16 protein-coding genes and 2 pseudogenes are annotated in these 19,385 nt (G+C 47.1%); 5 read left to right on the top strand and 13 right to left on the bottom strand.

All coding sequences use genetic code 11. The annotated features are described in order from the left end of the window. Nucleotides 1-19: 19 nt before the first annotated feature. The 7 genes and pseudogenes from CS022_RS10145 to nosP all read right to left on the bottom strand — a co-directional run bounded on the left by CS022_RS10145 (nucleotide 20) and on the right by nosP (nucleotide 8,782). Nucleotides 20-778, bottom strand: a complete 759-nt coding sequence (locus CS022_RS10145; protein ID WP_129122181.1) for a phosphoadenylyl-sulfate reductase — start codon at nucleotides 776-778, stop codon at nucleotides 20-22. Beyond that, nucleotides 771-2,488: pseudogene (cysI, locus tag CS022_RS10150) on the bottom strand (assimilatory sulfite reductase (NADPH) hemoprotein subunit). The gene CS022_RS10145 and the pseudogene cysI overlap by 8 nt, the downstream one beginning before the upstream one ends. Beyond that, complete coding sequence (locus CS022_RS10155; RefSeq protein ID WP_129122182.1) at nucleotides 2,488-4,296, bottom strand: assimilatory sulfite reductase (NADPH) flavoprotein subunit; 1,809 nt, start codon at nucleotides 4,294-4,296, stop codon at nucleotides 2,488-2,490. Before CS022_RS10155 ends, cysI begins: the two are co-directional and overlap by 1 nt. A 190-nt stretch (nucleotides 4,297-4,486) precedes the next feature. Next, entirely contained in the window at nucleotides 4,487-4,723 is a 237-nt protein-coding gene (locus CS022_RS10160) for a thymidylate kinase (protein WP_129122183.1), read from the bottom strand. Between the two features lie 159 nt (nucleotides 4,724-4,882). Then, a complete protein-coding gene (locus CS022_RS26220) occupies nucleotides 4,883-5,878 on the bottom strand; it encodes an ATP-binding response regulator (RefSeq protein WP_235869388.1) in 996 nt (331 codons plus the stop codon). Nucleotides 5,879-5,886: 8 nt separating this feature from the next. Then, nucleotides 5,887-7,497 carry a PAS domain-containing protein gene (locus CS022_RS26225; RefSeq protein WP_235869394.1) on the bottom strand — a complete coding sequence of 537 codons (1,611 nt, stop codon included), beginning with the start codon at nucleotides 7,495-7,497 and terminating at the stop codon, nucleotides 5,887-5,889. A gap of 70 nt (nucleotides 7,498-7,567) precedes the next feature. After that, nucleotides 7,568-8,782 carry a nitric oxide-sensing protein NosP gene (gene nosP / locus CS022_RS10170; protein ID WP_129122184.1) on the bottom strand — a complete coding sequence of 405 codons (1,215 nt, stop codon included), beginning with the start codon at nucleotides 8,780-8,782 and terminating at the stop codon, nucleotides 7,568-7,570. Between the two features lie 422 nt (nucleotides 8,783-9,204). Between nosP and CS022_RS10175 the strand changes: the two genes are divergently transcribed. After that, on the top strand, nucleotides 9,205-9,870 hold the full coding sequence (locus CS022_RS10175) for a LuxR C-terminal-related transcriptional regulator (RefSeq protein WP_129122185.1): 666 nt from the start codon (nucleotides 9,205-9,207) through the stop codon (nucleotides 9,868-9,870). A 118-nt stretch (nucleotides 9,871-9,988) separates the two neighbouring features. On the opposite strand, the gene exaC is transcribed toward CS022_RS10175, so the two are convergent. The 4 genes from exaC to dusA form a co-directional block, all read right to left on the bottom strand. Next, complete coding sequence (gene exaC / locus CS022_RS10180; protein WP_129122186.1) at nucleotides 9,989-11,497, bottom strand: acetaldehyde dehydrogenase ExaC; 1,509 nt, start codon at nucleotides 11,495-11,497, stop codon at nucleotides 9,989-9,991. 406 nt (nucleotides 11,498-11,903) lie between these two features. Further along, entirely contained in the window at nucleotides 11,904-12,560 is a 657-nt protein-coding gene (locus CS022_RS10185) for a TIGR04219 family outer membrane beta-barrel protein (protein WP_129122187.1), read from the bottom strand. Between the two features lie 155 nt (nucleotides 12,561-12,715). Beyond that, the gene (pspG, locus tag CS022_RS10190; RefSeq protein ID WP_129122188.1) at nucleotides 12,716-12,979 is read right to left on the bottom strand and encodes an envelope stress response protein PspG; all 264 of its coding nucleotides are present in this window, start codon (nucleotides 12,977-12,979) and stop codon (nucleotides 12,716-12,718) included. 202 nt (nucleotides 12,980-13,181) lie between these two features. Beyond that, entirely contained in the window at nucleotides 13,182-14,207 is a 1,026-nt protein-coding gene (gene dusA, locus CS022_RS10195; RefSeq protein ID WP_129122189.1) for a tRNA dihydrouridine(20/20a) synthase DusA, read from the bottom strand. 192 nt (nucleotides 14,208-14,399) lie between these two features. Here dusA and CS022_RS10200 point away from each other — a divergent pair. Beyond that, nucleotides 14,400-14,953: pseudogene (locus CS022_RS10200) on the top strand (site-specific integrase); the annotation flags it as partial. A gap of 23 nt (nucleotides 14,954-14,976) precedes the next feature. Here CS022_RS10200 and CS022_RS10205 read toward each other — a convergent pair. Continuing rightward, nucleotides 14,977-15,582 carry a hypothetical protein gene (locus CS022_RS10205; protein WP_129122190.1) on the bottom strand — a complete coding sequence of 202 codons (606 nt, stop codon included), beginning with the start codon at nucleotides 15,580-15,582 and terminating at the stop codon, nucleotides 14,977-14,979. A gap of 256 nt (nucleotides 15,583-15,838) precedes the next feature. Here CS022_RS10205 and CS022_RS10210 point away from each other — a divergent pair, with 256 nt between their 5' ends. The 3 genes from CS022_RS10210 (at nucleotide 15,839) to CS022_RS10220 (ending at nucleotide 18,663) form a co-directional block, all read left to right on the top strand. After that, a complete protein-coding gene (locus CS022_RS10210) occupies nucleotides 15,839-16,033 on the top strand; it encodes a tyrosine-type recombinase/integrase (protein WP_456243286.1) in 195 nt (64 codons plus the stop codon). A 408-nt stretch (nucleotides 16,034-16,441) separates the two neighbouring features. After that, nucleotides 16,442-18,133 carry an ATP-dependent nuclease gene (locus tag CS022_RS10215; protein ID WP_129122191.1) on the top strand — a complete coding sequence of 564 codons (1,692 nt, stop codon included), beginning with the start codon at nucleotides 16,442-16,444 and terminating at the stop codon, nucleotides 18,131-18,133. A 65-nt stretch (nucleotides 18,134-18,198) separates the two neighbouring features. Further along, nucleotides 18,199-18,663 (top strand): hypothetical protein, encoded by a 465-nt coding sequence (locus CS022_RS10220; RefSeq protein WP_129122192.1) that lies wholly within the window; start codon nucleotides 18,199-18,201, stop codon nucleotides 18,661-18,663. A 144-nt stretch (nucleotides 18,664-18,807) separates the two neighbouring features. Here CS022_RS10220 and CS022_RS10230 read toward each other — a convergent pair whose 3' ends face one another. Further along, nucleotides 18,808-19,350: a phage repressor protein CI gene (locus CS022_RS10230; RefSeq protein WP_235869396.1), complete on the bottom strand. Its 543-nt coding sequence runs from the start codon at nucleotides 19,348-19,350 to the stop codon at nucleotides 18,808-18,810. Between the last annotated feature and the right edge of the window lie 35 nt (nucleotides 19,351-19,385).

A 19,385-nucleotide genomic window follows, 5' to 3' on the forward strand; every position in this document is an offset into this window, starting at 1 on the left:
CTTAACGTGATCGCAGTGATTAAATACCTGCACCATCAGTGACATCATCCTCATGCAAGCCACATTCTCGCTTGAGGCCGAAGAAACGGGTTTCTTCTTCTGTCATACCTTCTTCCAGTTTACGGCTGGTCTGCACATCACCGACTGAGACGTAACCTTGCTCCCACAGCGGGTGATAAGGCAACTCGTTCTGTTGCAGGTAATAGTGAACATCTTTGGGGGTCCAGTCGATAACAGGCAGGAACTTAAAGACGCCGTTCTGAATCCCCAGTATCGGTAAACTGCCACGGGTGCTTGACTGCTCACGGCGCAGGCCGGAGAACCAAGTGCCAACGCTCAGCTCATCGAGTGCGCGACGCATTGGTTCAACTTTGTTGATGCGGTTGTATTTCTCAATACCTTCCACACCCTGCTCCCACAGCTTACCGTAACGCGCTTCTTGCCAGTTGGCGCTTTGCTCCGCACGGTAGATACGCAAATCAAGCGACAGTCTTTCTGTCAGTTCATCAATAAACTGGTACGTTTCAGGAAACAGGTAACCCGTATCGGTGAGGATCACAGGCACATTCGATTTGACCTGTGTGACCAGATGCAGCATCACCGCCGCCTGAATACCAAAGCTCGATGACAGGGCGAACTCGCCCTGTAGATTCTCAAACGCCCACTGGACGCGCTCTTGCGCACTCAATGCTTCCAGTTCGGCATTCACTTCCGCTAGCGCCATTACCTGTTGGGCTTTGGTCAGCTCAAGAAGTGAAGATAACTGAAGATCAGGCATAGAAGTCCCTCTTGGATACTTTCACTTCAGCAATGATCCCGGCGCGGATGGTGAAGTCACCAAAGCCTTCACCCTCTTCACGCTCAGCCGCCCAGCGACCAATAAGGGCATCAATATCTTCTAGGATCTGCTTGTCAGTGATATTTTCTTTGTACATCTTAGGTACACGGGTACCTTCGCGGTTACCACCTAAGTGCAGGTTGTAACGACCCGGCGCTTTACCGACCAGACCAATTTCAGCCAGCATCGCACGGCCACAGCCATTCGGACAGCCCGTCACACGCAAGATGATATGCTCTTCACCCACGCCGTGTTTCTCGAGAATGCCTTCTACAGTAGAAACGAACTCAGGCAGGAAACGTTCAGCTTCAGCCATCGCCAATGGGCATGTTGGGAACGCCACACATGCCATCGATTCATGCGTTGCTCGCTGACACCGTCATCAATCAGACCATGGTCACGGGCAATTTTCTCGATCGCGTCTTTGTTGGCGCTGTCTACACCAGCAATGATCAGGTTCTGGTTTGCCGTCATACGGAAATCACCGGTATGGATCTTGGCAATTTCAGCTACACCGGTTTTCAGTGGTTTACCCGGATAATCCAACAAACGGCCGTTTTCGATGAATAGGGCAAGATGGTGTTTACCATCGATACCATCTACCCAACCAATGCGGTCGCCGCGGCCAGTAAACTCGTAAGGACGGCTGGCTTCGAACTCAATACCAGCACGTTTTTCCACTTCTGCCTTAAAGACATCGGTGCCCACACGGTCGAGGGTGTACTTGGTTTTCGCATTTTTACGGTTGCTACGGTTACCCCAGTCACGCTGCGTGCTCACCACAGCGGCAGCGACATCGAGGGTTTTTTCCAGAGGAATAAAACCAAGGTCATCAGCGCGACGCGGATAAGTAGACGTATCACCGTGGGTCATCGCCAGACCACCACCAACCAATACGTTGAAGCCGACTAATTTGCCGTCATCAGCAATCGCAATGAAGTTGAGGTCATTGGCGTGAACGTCGACATCATTCTGAGGAGGAATAACCACCGTGGTTTTAAATTTACGCGGCAGATAATTCGAACCCAGAATAGGCTCTTCGTCCTTGTGACCTTCGACCTTCTCTTCATCCAGCCAGATTTCTGCATAAGCACGGGTTTTTGGCAGCAGATGTTCACTGATCTTTTTCGCCCACTCGTAGGCTTCCTGATGCAGTTCAGACTCAACCGGGTTCGTAGTACACAGTACGTTACGGTTCACGTCACCTGCGGTCGCGATAGAATCGATACCAATCGAGTTCAGCGTCTGGTGCATCAGTTTGATGTTTGGCTTAAGCACACCATGGAACTGGAAGGTCTGACGCGTCGTCAGACGGATACTGCCGTACATAGTGTGGTCAGTAGCAAACTTGTCGATTGCCAACCATTGTTCCGGAGTAATGATACCGCCCGGCATACGGGCACGCAGCATCACGTTTTGTAGCGGCTCCAGCTTTTGCTTGGCGCGCTCTGCGCGAATATCACGGTCGTCTTGCTGGTACATACCGTGGAAACGGATCAACTGGAAGTTGTCAGCGGTGAAGCCACCGGTGACTCTGTCGCCTAAATCTTCAACGATGGTGCCGCGAAGGTGATCACTTTCCCTTTTAAGACGCTCGTTATCTGAAAGTGGGCCAAGGTTCTCGCCCAACACTTTTTGCTCATCGCTCATTAATATACATCCTTCTGATAACGCTTCGCCTTGCGCAGTTCATTCAAGTAGTTTTCTGCGTCTTCACGGCTCTTACCGCCTTGTTCTTGTATCACTGTGATCAGTGCTTCATGGACATCCTTGGCCATGTAAGTTGCGTCGCCACACACATAGAAGTAGGCGCCTTTCTCAAGCCATGCCCACAACTCTGCTGCATGCTCAAGCAGTTTGTGTTGTACATACACTTTCTCAGCCTGATCGCGGCTGAATGCCAAATCCAAACGGTTTAGGATGCCTGATTTCAGATACTGCTGCCATTCCACCTGATACAGGAAATCTTGTGTAAAAGTACGGTCACCGAAGAATAACCAGTTTTCACCTTCCGCACCGCGCGCATCACGCTCTTGGATGAAGGCACGGAAAGGTGCAATACCTGTACCTGGACCCACCATGATCACAGGCGCATTGTCGTCTTGCGGCAGTTTGAAGTTGCTGTTGTTCTCGATAAATACGCCAACGACTTCATCATCTGCACGGTGTGCAAGGAAGCTAGATGCACCACCAAAGCGGGTATTGTCGCCGTGTTGGAATTCAACCAGGCCGACAGTCAGGTGTACTTCTTCACCCACCTCTTCCTGACTCGAAGCAATCGAGTAAAGACGCGGTGTCAATTTACGTAATAGGCCAACCAGTTGTTCCGCAGAGAGTTTAGTTTTCTTCTCTTTCAGTACATCGACCAGTTGCGTGTTGTTGGCGTAATCACGCAGCTTGTCTTTGTCTGCCACCAGCTTTTCGAGTTTCTTGCTGCCTGAAAGCTCTGCGTAACCCGTTACTTGCTGAGGGTTAGACGCCGTAATTTCGAACTTCTCGACCAGCGCTTGTTTGAGTGACAGTGATTCACCGCCGACCTCAACGCTTTCGTCGCCAGAAAGGGCAACAGCAGCCAGTATTTCGTCAGCCAGCTCAGGGCTATTTTTGAACCATACACCCAGCGCATCACCCGCCTGATAAGTCAAACCTGACTCACCCAAGTCGATTTCTACGTGACGGACATCTTTGCCTGAGTCACGGCCAGTGATTTTTTGGTTAACCAGAAGCTCTGCCGGATAAGGATTCTTTTTGTTGTAGACAGAAGCAACAGCAGCAGCCGTAGCATGAAGCGGTACAACCACTTCGTCAGAACCAGAATTCAGGCGTTCTTTGGCCTCAGTGACCACAGAGGTCGCCCAGTTCTCAGCAATCTCTTCGTAGTCCACATCACAGTCGACACGAGGCAGCATTGCAGTTGCACCCAATTTAGACAGGTAAGTATCAAAGTCTTTACCCGTCTGACAGAAGAATTCATAGCTTGAGTCACCCAGACCGATGACCGCATATTGCAGTTTATCGAGCTTAGGTGCTTTTTTAGATTGCAGGAACTCGTGCAGACTGATCGCATTATCGGGCGGCTCACCCTCACCGTTGGTGGAGGCAACAATCACCACGTGAGTTTCTTTTGCAAGGTCACGTGGTTTGTAATCATCAGCAGAATAGAGCGCGACCTGAAGACCAGCGTCTTTTACTTGCGCTTCAAGTGCTTCAGCAACGCCTTTCGCATTACCTGTCTGAGAGGCATAGATAATGGTCAGTTTTCCGGCTGGCACTGCCGCAGCGGCTGGTGCAACCTGTGCGCCTGTGGCGGCTGCCACAGGAGTCTGACTCAAACCCCAGAAATAACCGCTGATCCAGGCGAGCTGTTGCGGGCTGAGTTCTGCTGCCGCCTGCTGCAACTGACCGATTTGCTGGTCGTTGAGCGGACTGGCTAACGCAGAGAGATCCTTAAGTAACATGTCACGACATTCCTTCTTCTTTACGGCACGACATGGGGGACGCGCGCTAGTGTGACCATAGGGTAGCTATTGGTCGTAATAACTAGAAAGAATAGATCTGCATGTTTTATAACTATTGGTAAGAAAAAATCAGCGCAACTTGCCGTGCGTTACACTGATTTTTTGTGGCATTAGGGGGGATAAAAATGGCTCACATATCGTTATCGACGATCCGAACCTGGTGAAACCCAATATCAAGGGCATTTTCTGTTGCAATATCAACATTTTGAAAGCACTGCTCGACACCTTGTCCATCCGTCAGTGGAACCAGCCCGCCCCGGGCGTGGCGAAACTCCACAATCCAGCCTCCGCTGGTCAACGAGGGCTCAACAACCGCTTCCACCAGCATTTTTTGATAAAAAAGGTCACGAAGTTCTGTTTTTGTCATAAGTCGTTTCCTTCGCTGAGACACAACTGAAACATGAGCATCAACGACGCTGTTTCAAACACATTACTCAATTGTCATGTTTAGCTTAGACAGTGTGATGCAGGCTTGCCGAATTCGCCGTCCTGTTTGTGAGACCGGGCATTTTGTAAGGATATTAACTTACTTAACCGAGCTGACACTGAGGTGCGGAGTTTTGATGAGGTGAAGTAGTGTGGTTTTCAAACGAACAGGAGACACTGGCTTGAACAGCATCAAGTACCCGTGCTCTCTGACCTGGTGGCTGAGCACTTCACTGCGATTGGCCGTTACCAGCAATGTAGGCACCGGGAGTGCGCGCTGCTCATTGATAAAATTCGCCAAACTGATGCCGTTCTCACCGTTATCGAGGTGATAGTCGACCAACAACAACTCAACCGGAGATCTGACTGTGTCGCATTGGCTTTGCAAATCAGCCAGTGAACTTGCTGACAACACATCACACCCCCACTGTGTGAGTAGCTCGGCCATCGCGGCGCAGATATTCGGGTCATTATCAATCACCCATACCCTTGCCCCCTGCAAGGCCACACTCTGGTCAAGCACTGACATCACATTGTGCACGGTTACCGAAGAAGGCTGCTCACCATAAGGGACATACACAGAAAAGCATGACCCCTTACCCGGAGACGATCTTACCGATACCGTATGCCCCAGCACCCGAGAAATTTTATCGACAATCGCCAGCCCGAGGCCGAGCTGGGTGTGTTGGTTTTCATGCTTGGCTTCCAGTCGGCAGAACTCACGGAAGATTTCGCTCTGCTTCTCTTTCGGGATCCCGACGCCAGTATCGACGACATCAAGCGAAATACCGTTTTCCTGACGACGACAGCCAAGCAGCACTTTGCCTTCCGGCGCGTAGCGCAGTGCATTGGTCACCAGATTCCTGACAATACGGCCCAGCAGTTGTGGGTCGGTGTAAACACTGGTGCTCGAGCTGACATAGCGAAAGTCTACGCCCTGCTTTTCGGCAGCCAGACCGAATTCATCAGCGAGGTTATCCAACAAGTCTCTCACCGGAAGCGATTGTTTATCCGCAGTCACTGCTCCGGCATCAAGCTTGGAAATATCAATCAAAGTGGTGATCAGGCTTTCAACGTCTTTGAGTGAAAATGACAATGACTCCGTTACCCGCCGAACATTGGGCGACATTCGCATGGTCTGGAGTGAGCGAGATACAGCAAAGCGGCATTGAGCGGCTGCAATAGGTCATGGCTTATCGCAGCAAGAAACTTGGTTTTCGACAAGTTAGCCTGCTCAGCATCTTGCTTGGCTTCAAGCAAACGGGCCTGCGCTGCACGGCGCTCTTCGACTTCCGACTGAAGTTTCGAATTCAGATGCTGAAGCTGCGCGGTTCTCTCTTGTACCCGCAACTCCAAAGTCTGATATGACTGAGTGAGTTGTTCAGCATGGCGTTTACGTTCAGTGATATCCCAGTTGAGGACAAACAGACCCGTCACCCGCTTTTGGGCGTCTTTGTTGGGAACCAAGCTTTTCACCACATAACGAGTGTCATCAGCATGATCAGGGGTTTCTTCAAACTCAAACATGACGGTTTCCCCCGCAAGCGCCCTGTCGATATAGGGTTTTAATGCCTGAAAACGGGAAGGGCCACCAAGCGTGGCAATATGTTCACCCAGCAGGCATCCACGGTTAAAACCATACCATTCGTCGTAAGCCCGGTTACTGAACTGAAACCTCAAGTCTGCCCCGACATAGGCGATAAGTGCTGGTACATTGTCAGTGATAAGCCTCAGCCACTGAGCGTTTTCTCTGAGTTCTCGGGCATCCTGATACCCCTGCGTGATATCTGTGTAGGTATTCACATAAGCCTCGCCCCCCATATTGTGGCTTTTGACCTCGATGACTCGGCCATCAGGCAAAGACTGAATCTGTACGTCATGGTTCAGTTTCTTGCTGGCATGAATACGGCTAAGTTTGATCATTGAATGTCCGGCAAGATGCGCAACACGCTCGCCGGGGTGAAGGCTCTCCTGCAATCCACTGATGGCAATAAACCCTTCATTAAATACCTGCACCTTGCCTTCGCCATCCACCATGAACACCCCCTGAGACAAGTTATCGATCATGGCCTGAAGTACCCGGCTTTTCTCCGCCATCGCGGCCTCAAAACGTGCCGTCTCAGCTAGCTTGAGTTGGGTAATATCGGTGTAAAGCATGACCAGTCCGCCCTCACTGGTTTTTCGCTGATTGATTTGCAACCAGCGCTGGTCCCAGAGCCTGACCGTTTTCTCTTCAGGGTTTGAGCTGACGTCGGTGAACTCAATCATCCCGGTATCAACGGCCTGCTGATACATTTCGTCAGGAGTCAGGGCATGATGATCAACGATGAATGATTGTTTAGACCAAAAGTTGAGGAAATGGCTGTTGCAATACACCTGTTTTCGATTGGCATCATAGAGCGCAAAGCCGTCAGAAATCGACTCGATAGCATCAACAAAGCGTTGGTGGGCCTGCTCAGCATCTGACTTGGCTGCGGAAAGCTGATGATTAATAAGAGCAAGGTCTTTGAGGGTAAGGTTGAGCGCTTCCGTTTTCTCGCGTACCTGATCAGCAAGCACCACCGAGTGCTCAAAGGCGCTGTAGGCATCACCGTGAGGCCGATTCCCTTTCTCCACTCGATGAATCAGCGAGGCGATAATTTTCTGTTGCCGTGCGTTTTGCAGCTTTAACGCTGCCACTTCTTGTTTTAATTCATCATGGCTTGGCTCGGTCAAATCACACCCCCTCTGCTATCAGATACGGTATTTCAGGCGATATTTTTCAAGGGATCATCACCGCCTTCCCTTATCCCACTTTGCGCGCGTCCAACACAAAGGAAGAAAGAGACAGCTTGCCACTCTCGGGTTTACCGATAACAACACCTGTCAGGGTTTGATTCATATGAATGCCATTGAGCTGCTCGCCGTAGGTATTGAACCCGACTATGCGGTATTTTTTCAGTGCACTTCTGGCTTTAGAAAGGGCCATACTGTGCTCAATCTCAAGGCGACGTAAAAAGCAGTCACAGCCCAGTATCATCTCGAGTGAACCCAGCCGTCCTATTGCGGCATCCAGTGTCTGCGAAAGGTTGTCAAAGATATTCCCCGGCCGCATGGCGGTCACCACGATGCCGTCATCCATTGCACAATAGAAATCGAGGCTGAGATCATCATTGACCTTCTGGATGGATCGAACGAAGTAATGATCGCCGATCATCACGGCCAACGGATTAGTCGCATAGACCTGCGGCTTGAGATCATTGAGATCGACACCGATCTCGCGGGCATACACGACAGCCGCAGGCTCTGCATTGAACTCGTATACCCGACGCTTTTCACAATCAGCGCGAGTCACCACAAGCTTGCTATCAAGACTCTCTATATGATGCGTTGTGAAAACCTCAAAGGGACACAGAGTGTTAACCATCATCACAATCGCCGATTCAGCGTAAAATTGGCCTTGATGATAAACATGTGTGGTAGCGAGGTTTTGATCATCACCCGCTGAACCACCAAAATGGGGAATTCCACCCAGCGCCGTATCCAGCGTGACCAAAAAATGTTCCTCATCAGGAGATAGACCGTCAATCAAGGTAACGACAAACGAATGCTCTTTGATTGATGCTTTCAGATCTGCACGGCACCCCGCAACCAGTGAGTTCACACACTGTTGAGCTTTATGCAACTCAAAGCCCTCCAGCGGCACTCTGATACCGCTGATAGTGAATAGCTGATTGCTGAAACCGACAGCACTAATGCTGCACTCTGAATACCCCTGACTGGTCAGTTCGCCTGCGGTGGTGCATCCCATCACAGGGATATCACCGAAGGCTTTTTTCATGGCGACACCCAGCGCATCAAGATCATATTCTGACGAACAGAAGAACAGCACAAATCCCATATCGTCATGGTCAAGCTGACGTGCAAGCTCGCGTGAGGCTTTAATCGGGTCAAGATGATAAGTTTCTGCGCTATGAATGGATGGACACTCTGCGTGAAAAGCCCCTGTCTGCTTGAGCATAGTAAACACTCCTTCCGTCAAATCGCCGCCTTCGTTTTAGGTTTGAATACGTCTGCTGCTCAGCAACATATCCCCTCAATCACCCTTTCCGCTGCGTCTTTTGTGCCAGTATTTCTGTCAGTCTACTCAGCGTGAACAACCCTCACCTCATACTAAAGAAGGATATTGCGCGTTGTTATGTCTTAACTTTTCACTGTTCTCACTAGTGACACGTGCTAAACCCTTTTTTTTGCATGGTCAACGCTACAATTTCGTTGTACCTCGCGAACCCATCAGCGCTTTCTCCTCTCCCACCAGTCACCAAAACCGAGTTGAAGAGAAACAGTGAAGAAGCCCAGAGAGCACATTCCATGTCTTGCTGAGTTATTAGGTAAAGTTCGAGAGGCAGAGAGTATCTATCGCTGGATGAACAAGGAGTAGTTATGCAAAAGTTTCTTGTGGCAGACGATCATCCCCTGTTCAGGGATGCGCTGGTATCAGTGGTCCGAGGTCGCTTTCAGGATGCGCAAATTCTTGAATCAGACGAGATTGATCAAACACTGGTTCTCGCTGAACAACATGCTGACATTGACCTGATCCTGCTCGATCTGAACATGCCAGGTATGGCAGGTCTAAAAGGATTGCTAGAACTTAGAAACCGATTCCCTCTTCATCCCGTCGCCATTATCTCAGCAGAAACGAATCGCCAGACCATTTTGCAAACCATCACCTACGGGGCGGTCGGCTTTATTTCCAAAAGTGCTGCCAGAGCACAAATGGCCGATGCTATCGAGCAGATACTTGCCGGACACGTTTTTCTACCCGCTAATATTATTCGCTCCTCGGAGCAAGCTTCAGCATCAATCAGCCAAAACGATACCGGGTTTTCACCGGAAATGTTGCACACATTGACCCGTCGTCAATTACTGGTGCTCAAATCCATGGCGCAAGGTGCAGCGAACAAGAAGATTGCCTATGACCTGAATATCTCAGAGACCACAGTGAAATCGCACGTTTCGGCAATTCTACGAAAACTAGGGGTTCACAACCGAATTCAGGCAGTGGTTGGCGTGACGAACATTGACTTCGATCGCTACCTGAAACGCTGATAAAAGCCAGACGCCCTCTGTATTTACAATAATCTGCATTTACAACAATCTGTACTCACAATAATAGTGAAGAAGACAGTGTCGAAAGTGGCGGGCAACGCCCGCCTGCATTGGGAGATTAGAAGAAGCCTAGCGGATTAATATCGTAGCTGACCAACAAGTTCTTTGTCTGCTGATAGTGGTCGAGCATCATCTTATGGGTTTCACGGCCAATACCGGATTTCTTGTAGCCACCGAACGCTGCGTGTGCCGGATAAAGGTGATAGCAGTTAGTCCACACGCGACCTGCCTGTACAGCACGGCCAACACGATAGGCACGGTTACTGTCGCGAGTCCAAAGGCCTGCACCCAGTCCGTATTCGGTATCGTTGGCGATTGCAATGGCTTCCGCTTCATCTTTGAAAGTGGTGACACCGATGACAGGGCCGAAGATTTCCTCCTGGAACACCCGCATGCTGTTCTCGCCTTTGAAGATCGTTGGTTGCACATAGTAACCACCACCGAAGTCCGCAGCCTGACCGCCAGTAAGCACTTCTGCCCCCTCAGCACGGCCAATATCCAGATAGCCCATGATCTTATCAAACTGCTCATCCGACGCCTGTGCACCCACCTGTGTTTCGGTGTCGAGCGGATTACCGTGTTTGATCAATTTCGCACGCTCGACCACGCGGGCAATGAACTCATCATAGATGCTTTCCTGCACTAACACGCGAGACGGACAGGTACACACCTCACCCTGATTGAAGAACGCCAGCACCGTCCCCTCAATCGCTTTACTGATGAAGGCCTCCTCCTGCTGCATAACGTCTTCGAAATAAATATTCGGTGATTTACCACCCAGCTCAACGGTAGAAGGGATAAGGTTATCCGCAGCACAACGGAGCACATGATTACCGATAGCCGTCGAGCCAGTGAACGCCAGTTTGGCAATACGATCTGAGGTTGCAAGCGCCTGACCCGCTTCCGGGCCCATGCCGTTAACCACATTGAGCACACCCGGTGGAATAAGATCACCAATGATTTCCATCAAGAGTAAAATAGTGGTTGGCGTCTGCTCAGCAGGTTTCAAGACAATACAGTTACCTGCCGCCATGGCTGGCGCGATTTTCCAAGCCGCCATCAACAACGGGAAGTTCCAGGGAATGATCTGACCCACCACACCCAGCGGCTCGTGAATATGGTACGCCACTGTGTTTGCATCAATCTCGCCAATGCTGCCTTCCTGCGCACGAATACAACCTGCGAAGTAACGGAAGTGATCGACACACAAAGGCAAATCTGCTGCCAGTGTTTCACGTACTGCTTTACCGTTTTCCCATGTTTCGGCAACCGCAAGGTACTCAATATTGGCTTCTATTCTGTCAGCGATTTTGAGTAAAAGATTCGAGCGTTCAGTGACCGACGTTGCACCCCATGCGTCTTTTGCATTGTGCGCCGCATCCAAGGCCAGTTCGATATCTTCTGTCGTTGAACGAGGAATTTCTGCGATGGCGTCGCCCGTGCAGGGTGACGTATCTATGAAGTATTGACCTTTAACCGGCGCTACCCAGTCACCACCAATATAATTGCCGTAGCGAGCTTTAAAATTGACGACTGCGCCGTCCGTGCCAGGTTTTGCGTAAATCATTTTCACACCTCATCGGTATTATTGGCGAATGTCTTCTGACGTTTCCTTTCGCTCCCATTTGCCCTTTCACCATCTGGCATAAGAACACCTTGTGACACTCAGCCGTTGCGTTATTGGCTTCTTTGGGTCGCAGGCTGACTGATCTCGGATTCAGTATGACAATGGAGGAAAATCCCTCCATCCACTCTTGGTGGACAAAACCTCATACTTTAGGAGGAGGCGAAGACGTAAAACGGATAGTCAGATGGGGTGTAAAAGAGAGATGAAACGAAGAGGATACCGACGGTGAATGCGCTATTTGACAACAAAGGGGTGAAAGTAACGCATAACCAAAGAAAAAATGACAAACCTCGTGAATAAAAAAAGCCGTGCAATGCACGGCCTCTTCTTTTCAGTCAAATCGCTTTTAGAAGTCGATTTCAACACCAGCAAACAGACCAGATTGCTGATACTTCAATGTGCTTACGTCGCCGATTTCCAAGTCATGGTCGATTGTGCGGTAACCTGCTTTCAGGTTAATGTCTGCAGCAACCAGACCCAGAGAGTAGATAGCACCCGCTTCTGCGTCAAAGGTTTTAGAATCTTTGAATTCACCCACGTTACCCGTTGCGAAGATAAAGAATGGCGTTGCAGGAATACCGACACGCACATCGCCGTAAATCGCCGGCTGGAAGTTGTCGATCTTCTGGTTTAAGAAGTCACCACCACCGAACTTATGCAGAGTCAGACCTGCATCAATAGAGACCAAATCGTTATCTAAGATCTCGTAGTAAAGCGTTGCGTCCATTTGATCAAACGACACTTTTTCATTGTTAGTCTTTTTGTCCGCTTCAACGGCGGTGTAACGCACTTTAACGTTTGGTACCAAAGGGATGAAGTGCTCAAGAGAAGCCGTAAAGGAATTATGCAGAGTAGAATCTTCATCTTTATTGCTGTTTACATCGGACTTCGCAAACCACGCGTCGTAACCAACTTTACCACCAAGCAGCATATCTGCTTGCGCAGGCATTGAAAGCAAACCAGCAACCGCCAGAGCAGCAACAGAAAGGGTCGTTTTTTTCATGGGAAGGGCTCCGCCTATCTCTTTGAATAAAGTTCGGCAAACTATATCAGATGGGTTTAAAAGAATCCGCACCGGCGGATAAATATTTCCAGCGGTGCGGCATTAGTTCATTCAGCTTTTCTGTGTGTTTACACGTTAGCTCTATCTTCTACAACTTATCTGTGTTTTCTGCGATACGTACGCGAGCGGTCGTAGCAGTAATCACGGCAGCGGCGTGCGCTTTTATCTTTTCCTCGGAACAACCATATAATGGCTCCAATTAAGATAATCCAAGGTAGCATCTTGAACAGCAGGCCGAGCATGCCAGCTAACGCCATGATCACGAAGCCAACAACCACAGCAGCGAAAATACCGATGGCACTCACGCCCGTTACAATCAATGCCAATGCAAAACCAACCAAGAATAGCAGTTCAGTCATACCTTTCTCCCTTTGTGCAATCTCTATTGCCATTTGTTATTTGCCCATAACATTGCACAAAGCAGGCCAACTTTTTAAACATCTTATTTTTCAATACGTTAAACGAAAAACACAGCCAAGTGGCTGTGTTTCACTGAATAGAGTTGGTTAAATTTACCACTGTTATTGGTCTAAATTACCTAATTGCTTTTAACTCAAGGGGTTAGACATCTAACTCGGCGGGTATCTTCGCCATTGCCTCTTCAAGCACTTCGAGTCCCGCACCCGGTTTGTGGGCATTTTCGCTGATATGACGACGCCAAAGCCTCGCACCCGGCATATTCTGAAACAGCCCAAGCATGTGGCGAGTAATATGGCCAAGGTAAGAGCCTTCAGCTAATTGCTGCTCAATATATGGGAACATGGCACGAACCGCTTCACGGCGCTTAAGCATCGGCGTATCAGAGCCGAACAGGCGCTGGTCAACTTCCGCCAGCAGATACGGGCTTTGGTAGGCTTCGCGGCCAATCATCACACCATCAAGGTGCTGTAAATGCGCTTCCGCTTCTTCCATCGACTTAATGCCGCCGTTTATCGCCATCGTCAGGTCAGGGAAGTCTTTTTTCAGCTGATACACACGCGGATAATCCAGCGGCGGAATTTCGCGGTTTTCTTTCGGGCTCAAGCCAGAGAGCCACGCCTTACGGGCATGAATAGTGAAATCTTCACAGCCGCCTTTCTCGTTCACCGTGCCAACAAAGTCGACCAGAAACTGGTAGCTGTCTTGCTCATCAATACCGATACGGGTTTTCACCGTAACCGGAATATCCGCCACTTCACGCATCGCCGCGACACACTCAGCCACCAGCAAAGGCTCAGCCATCAAACAGGCACCGAAACGGCCATTTTGCACACGATCAGACGGACAACCGACATTAAGGTTTATTTCATCATAGCCACGCTCTTGCGCCAGCTTGGCACAATGCGCCAAATCAGCCGGGTTAGAGCCACCAAGCTGCAACGCAACAGGATGCTCTTGCTCGCTGAAGCGAAGGTAGTCTCCCTTACCGTGAATAATTGCACCCGTTGTCACCATCTCGGTATACAGCAGGGCATTTTTCGACAGAATACGGTGGAAATAACGACAATGACGATCTGTCCAATCCAGCATCGGCGCAACGCTGAATCGCTGCATCGGGTGATTAGCAGCAGTGTCGGTATTTTCCTGCGTGTTCAATGGGTTCGACATATCGTTTTACTACCTAAATATTCTTAAATTCGCACAACGCTAGTTCACAACAATATCATCAGCTTAGCCAGAGAATGACGCAATCAACCATTGGTAGATGGCTAACAACGCTCAATGGAGGCTCTTTGACACTGCTATTAGTGTGAAAAATTGGAGCGAGATTATACAACGAGACGGCAGAACATTTAAGCAAAAAGCCAGAAGCGCACCCGCAGGCCGACAACGGTTGAACTCGAAAAACTGCGCGAATGTTTGCAAGCCCGCCAAGATTACCGGGCGAACGGTGCAGTGCGAATTCCGTTTATCGATATTCTCGATTTTTCTATACTCACCTGTATGCGAATCGGTGAAGTGTGCGAACTAAAGTGGGAAGACCTCAACACCGACCATAAAACCGTGGTAGTGCGTGACAGAAAAGACCCCCGGAAAAAAGAGGGCAACCACATGCTGGTGCCCCTGTTGGGTGAGTCATTTGCAATTGCCCGCCGACAGCCACAAATCCATGACCGCATATTCCCCTACAATTCGCGCAGCGTGACCGCAGGTTTCAGCGGGTACGCAACGCACTGGGCATAGAATATTTGCGTTATCACGATTTACGACGTGAAGGTGCCAGCCAGTTGTTTGAGGCAGGTTACAGCATAGAAGAAGTGGCGCAGGTAACAGGGCATAGAAACCTCAACATACTTTGGCAAGTTTACACCCAACTATTCCCCCATAAACTTCACGAGAAAGTAGTCAAATAATCAATAGGAAACCTAAGAATAATTCAAGTGAATTTAATTATATCAAAGCCACCTCTATCTAAGTTATTCGGATTTGGTTTTGCAACTAGAAAATAGGGCTTTTCATCACTAGACAGAGGTATATCAACGGGTTTAAAAAGGTCAGAATGCAGTTTATCATCATTAGTCTGCTTTAATTTACCATCAAACCCTGACTTACCAATAAGTGTCCAATGATTGGGTAGATTGAGGCTTGTAGAATTAAAACCTTCAGGAAGGTTAATAATAACGTTAGGAGACTCTGTATATTTTAGAACATTCTTTTCCGAAAATATATTTGAAGACTCATGGTCATTTCTTCCTTCTGGTGAAATATCAGCTCTACCAGGTGGAAGAGGTAATTGATGTGCGCCAGGATGAAAAGTGGTTAAACCCCTCTTAGACCTACTATTTGCATTGGGATTTAACTGAGAATAGACTCTATCCTTATTGAGCTTTTCTTCATGTTGAGTATTAAAACTTAAAGCTCTATTATTTTGTCTTGGCTTAACCGTTCTTTTACTTTTTTTTATATTTCCTTGAGAAGGGTTTTCATCTCTCCTAGAAAAGCTAGTACCATTGTTTGAACCTAAAACTCTAATATCGTTCACGATTTAACTCCTAAATAAAAACTAAGCAGTCCCACATTACATTTATAATTACTTTATTTAGTGTGTCTTTTTTAAGAAAAAAATAGTTTTTAATATTAAATATGAATTATAAATTTATTTTATAATGTAATAAGAATTTAAGTTTTAAATGTTTGGCGATACTTTTCTCACTCAACGAGCTTGAGCAAATGATTATCTCGACAGTCGCAAACCAGTGACCGCATATTCCCTTACAATTCGCGCAGGGTTTCAGCGGGTGCGCAATGCACTGGGCATTGAAGATTTGCGTTATCACGATTTACGCCGGGAAGGTGCCAGCCGATTGTTTGAGGCAGGTTACAGCATAGAAGAAGTGGCGCAGGTAACAGGCCATAGAAACCTAAACATACTTTGGCAGGTTTACACCCAACTATTCCCGCATAAGCTGCATGATAAAACACTCGCAGAATGACAAAATGCCCCCCACCCCACGGGGACTACGTTCTTTTAGCCTTTTGCACCCAAACCTTTCACATACTCGCAACCGATAAAAGCGAATAGAAATCACTTTGCTGTACTCAGCAAATTATTTCTCAATATTGGTACATTTTTAGAGCAAAAGCTCTTAGGCAGGATTCTCGCCTCATGCCCAGTTTGGTATGCTCTTTCCAATATAATTTATATCCCCAGTTTGGTGTATTTTTCCGCGCATGGTTTGCTACAAGACTCCACACGTGAGTGGATTCGGGGCGTACTGACGATGTCAGATTTTGCCCATGAATTATATTGGACTAATTGTAGGAATTATCTTGGACACTTTGGGGTATATAACACTGTTATACGCTCACCCAACATTCAAAAATCATTCAAAGAGTTAATAATGGAACTTATAAAATCAATTATTCATAATTTCAGATCAATAAAAGATGCTGAATTTGAAATAAACCCATATACATTGGTCGTTGGGGAAAATAATTCCGGAAAAACTAACTTATTATCAGTGCTAAGAGTATTTTATGAGGATGGCGGCTTAAAGTTTGATACAAAAAGGGACTTTCCAAAATTTGATACTGATGACAATGAGTCATGGATTGAATTACATTTTTTAACTACTGATGAAGAACAAGAAACCTTAAAAGACTCATATAAATCATCTGATAAAATCCTAAAAGTTAGAAGGTACCTCGCATCAGAGAGTGGCAAGGTAAAAGCCAGACAATCAAATATTTATGCTTATGAAGGTGGTGAACTTTCAGAAAGTCTATTCTATGGCGCTGCCAACATATCATCTTCGAAACTAGGTTCTGTCATATATATTCCGGCAGTTAGCAAAGTTGAAGACACTTTAAAAACTACTGGCCCATCTCCATTTAGAGATCTAATAAATCTTGTAATGAAAAAATCGGTTTCAGCCAGCGACTCATTTACAAATCTAAATAGTGCGTTTGAGAAATTTAACAGAGCATTCAAAACTGAGGAATCAAGTGGTCTTTCTATTGATTCTGTAAAAACGGATATAAATACAGAACTGTCACAATGGGGAGTTGCTCTTGATATTGAAGTGTCGCCGATTAACCCTGATGATATTGTTAAAAACCTCCTTAAACCTCACATAGAAGATCAAAAACTTGATGGTAAAAGAGTAGATATCGCATCCTTTGGTCAAGGATTACAGAGACATTTGATTTTTACACTTATAAAAATGTCTGCTAAATACCATACTCCGAATAAATCCGCGAAGAAGGACTTTAATCCTGATTACACATTAATCTTATTTGAAGAGCCTGAAGCTTTCTTACATCCTTCTCAGCAGGACGTCTTATATAGAAATCTGATTGAACTTACCAAAGACCAAGATCAGCAAGTAATTATTTCAACACATTCAGCCCAGTTCGTAAGTAAGTCTGTAGATACACTACCATCTATTTGTAAGCTTCATCGAACAGAAAAAGAGACTAAAGCTTATCAAGTCACAACTGAAAAACTAGAAGAAATATTAAGTAATAACTTGGTTGCAGCTAGACTAAGCGGTGAAGACCAAGATGCAGGCTTTGATGAAGATATAAGAATGTCAGATGAAGCCATAAAGTATTTCTTATGGTTAGATTCAGAGCGCTCAAGCTTATTCTTCGCTCGTCATGTTCTTTTATGTGAAGGAGCATCAGAAAAGACTTATCTCGATTATCTTGCAGATAGCAATTGGAAATTCTTGAGAGAGCACAGAGTTTACATTTTAGACTGTGTTGGAAAGTTCAACATTCACCGTTTTATACACTTACTTACAGAGCTTGGCATTCCTCACTCTGTGATGTTTGATGGTGATAATGATAACAAGGGGAGAATTGATCATCAGATGTGGAATAAACTGATTCATGATGCTCGAACCCCTATAACAACAGGAATACATCAGTTCCAATCTGATTTAGAAGGTTTCTTAGAGATAGAAAAACCGGATAGAACTAGAAATGACTTGAAGCCGATAAATATCATTAAAAAACATGTTGGCGGTGAAATTCTGGAAGAAAAGCAACAGGCTCTTAAAGAAATCGTGCTTGAAATAACAGGTGTATAACAAGTGGGGCTAGGTGACGCCCACGGCGCACCTGCCCCAAGCGCTAAGCATCAATTGGATAAAAAATGGAAGACGTAATTAGACTTACCTTACTTATTATTGGCTCTATTGGCTCCTCGGGAGCTATTATTTTGGGTATGTCCAATTGGCTTGGAAAAGTCTGGGCAGATCGACTTATCGAACAAGAGAGAGCTAAACTAAAATCTTATGAAGAAGCTTTAGTTAGAAAGCGGGACGTATACACAAAGTTAGCGATCAACATGCGCGTATTCTTGAATAGTCATGAGCTTACAAAATCAGACCGTCGAGAAAAATTCTTAGAAGCTTACGATGAAGCATATATATGGGCTTCTCAAGAAGTCATCGAGAATATGGATAAATTTATCGAACTTATTCAAGCGCACACGGCAATGGCAGGTTCTGTTCCCGAACAAGAAAAAAGAGATGCGTATGCTGCGTGCTTGCATGCGATGCGCAAAGACTCTGGCTATCCTCAAAGTAAGCAATGTTACAGAGTCGCTAGCTTCTGATGCTTAACAAACGACTGTTCAAGCGTGGCATTTTCACTATGCGTTGCACTTAGTGTTTAAGGTGGTATGCGGCGGCATCTGTATTGCGTTGCTCACCCCTTAACAAGGCGTTATCCAAAAACCCCTTAACGGGGTTTTCTTCTATCAATCTTTACTCATTGTCATGGCAACGCGACCCATTACTTTGATGTCGGTCTCTGCCACTTCCAATGTTGAGCCATTGAAATCAATCGCCAGCTTACCCGGTAAACGCTGAATCTGGTTTACTGACAAACTACCCTCGATGTCGATCAGGTATTTGCCGCTTGTCGGTTTAGTTTCTGACTGGTCGATAAAATAACGGTTATCAGATTGTTCTACGACCAACGTTTCAGAACCCCTAAGCCCGAAGTGTTCCAGCGTCGCCAAATCGACAGCAAGTTGACCCGCTTCCGATAAGTCACCATTTTTCAAAGTGTGGATTTTTAACCCTTCCGCCTGAGAGTTTGCAGAGACAAACGCCTCCCCCTCGTCGAGCGTTAACCACTTAATTGAGACCCCGGTTGCAAGATGAAGCCTGACCACGACTTCAAAAGGAGTCATATCCCTCTCTTTCCAAGTCGCAATTGTTGATTTCGGGATTCCGAAATAGTCAGCCAGCTTCCAGTCTGTGTTTAAACCTGTCAGTGACTTCAATTTTTCGGTCAATTCTTTACCGCCTCTATAGGAAAACGGCTTTAACT

The organism is Veronia nyctiphanis (assembly GCF_004116385.1).
In the GTDB taxonomy this organism is placed as follows: Bacteria; Pseudomonadota; Gammaproteobacteria; order Enterobacterales; family Vibrionaceae; genus Veronia; species Veronia nyctiphanis.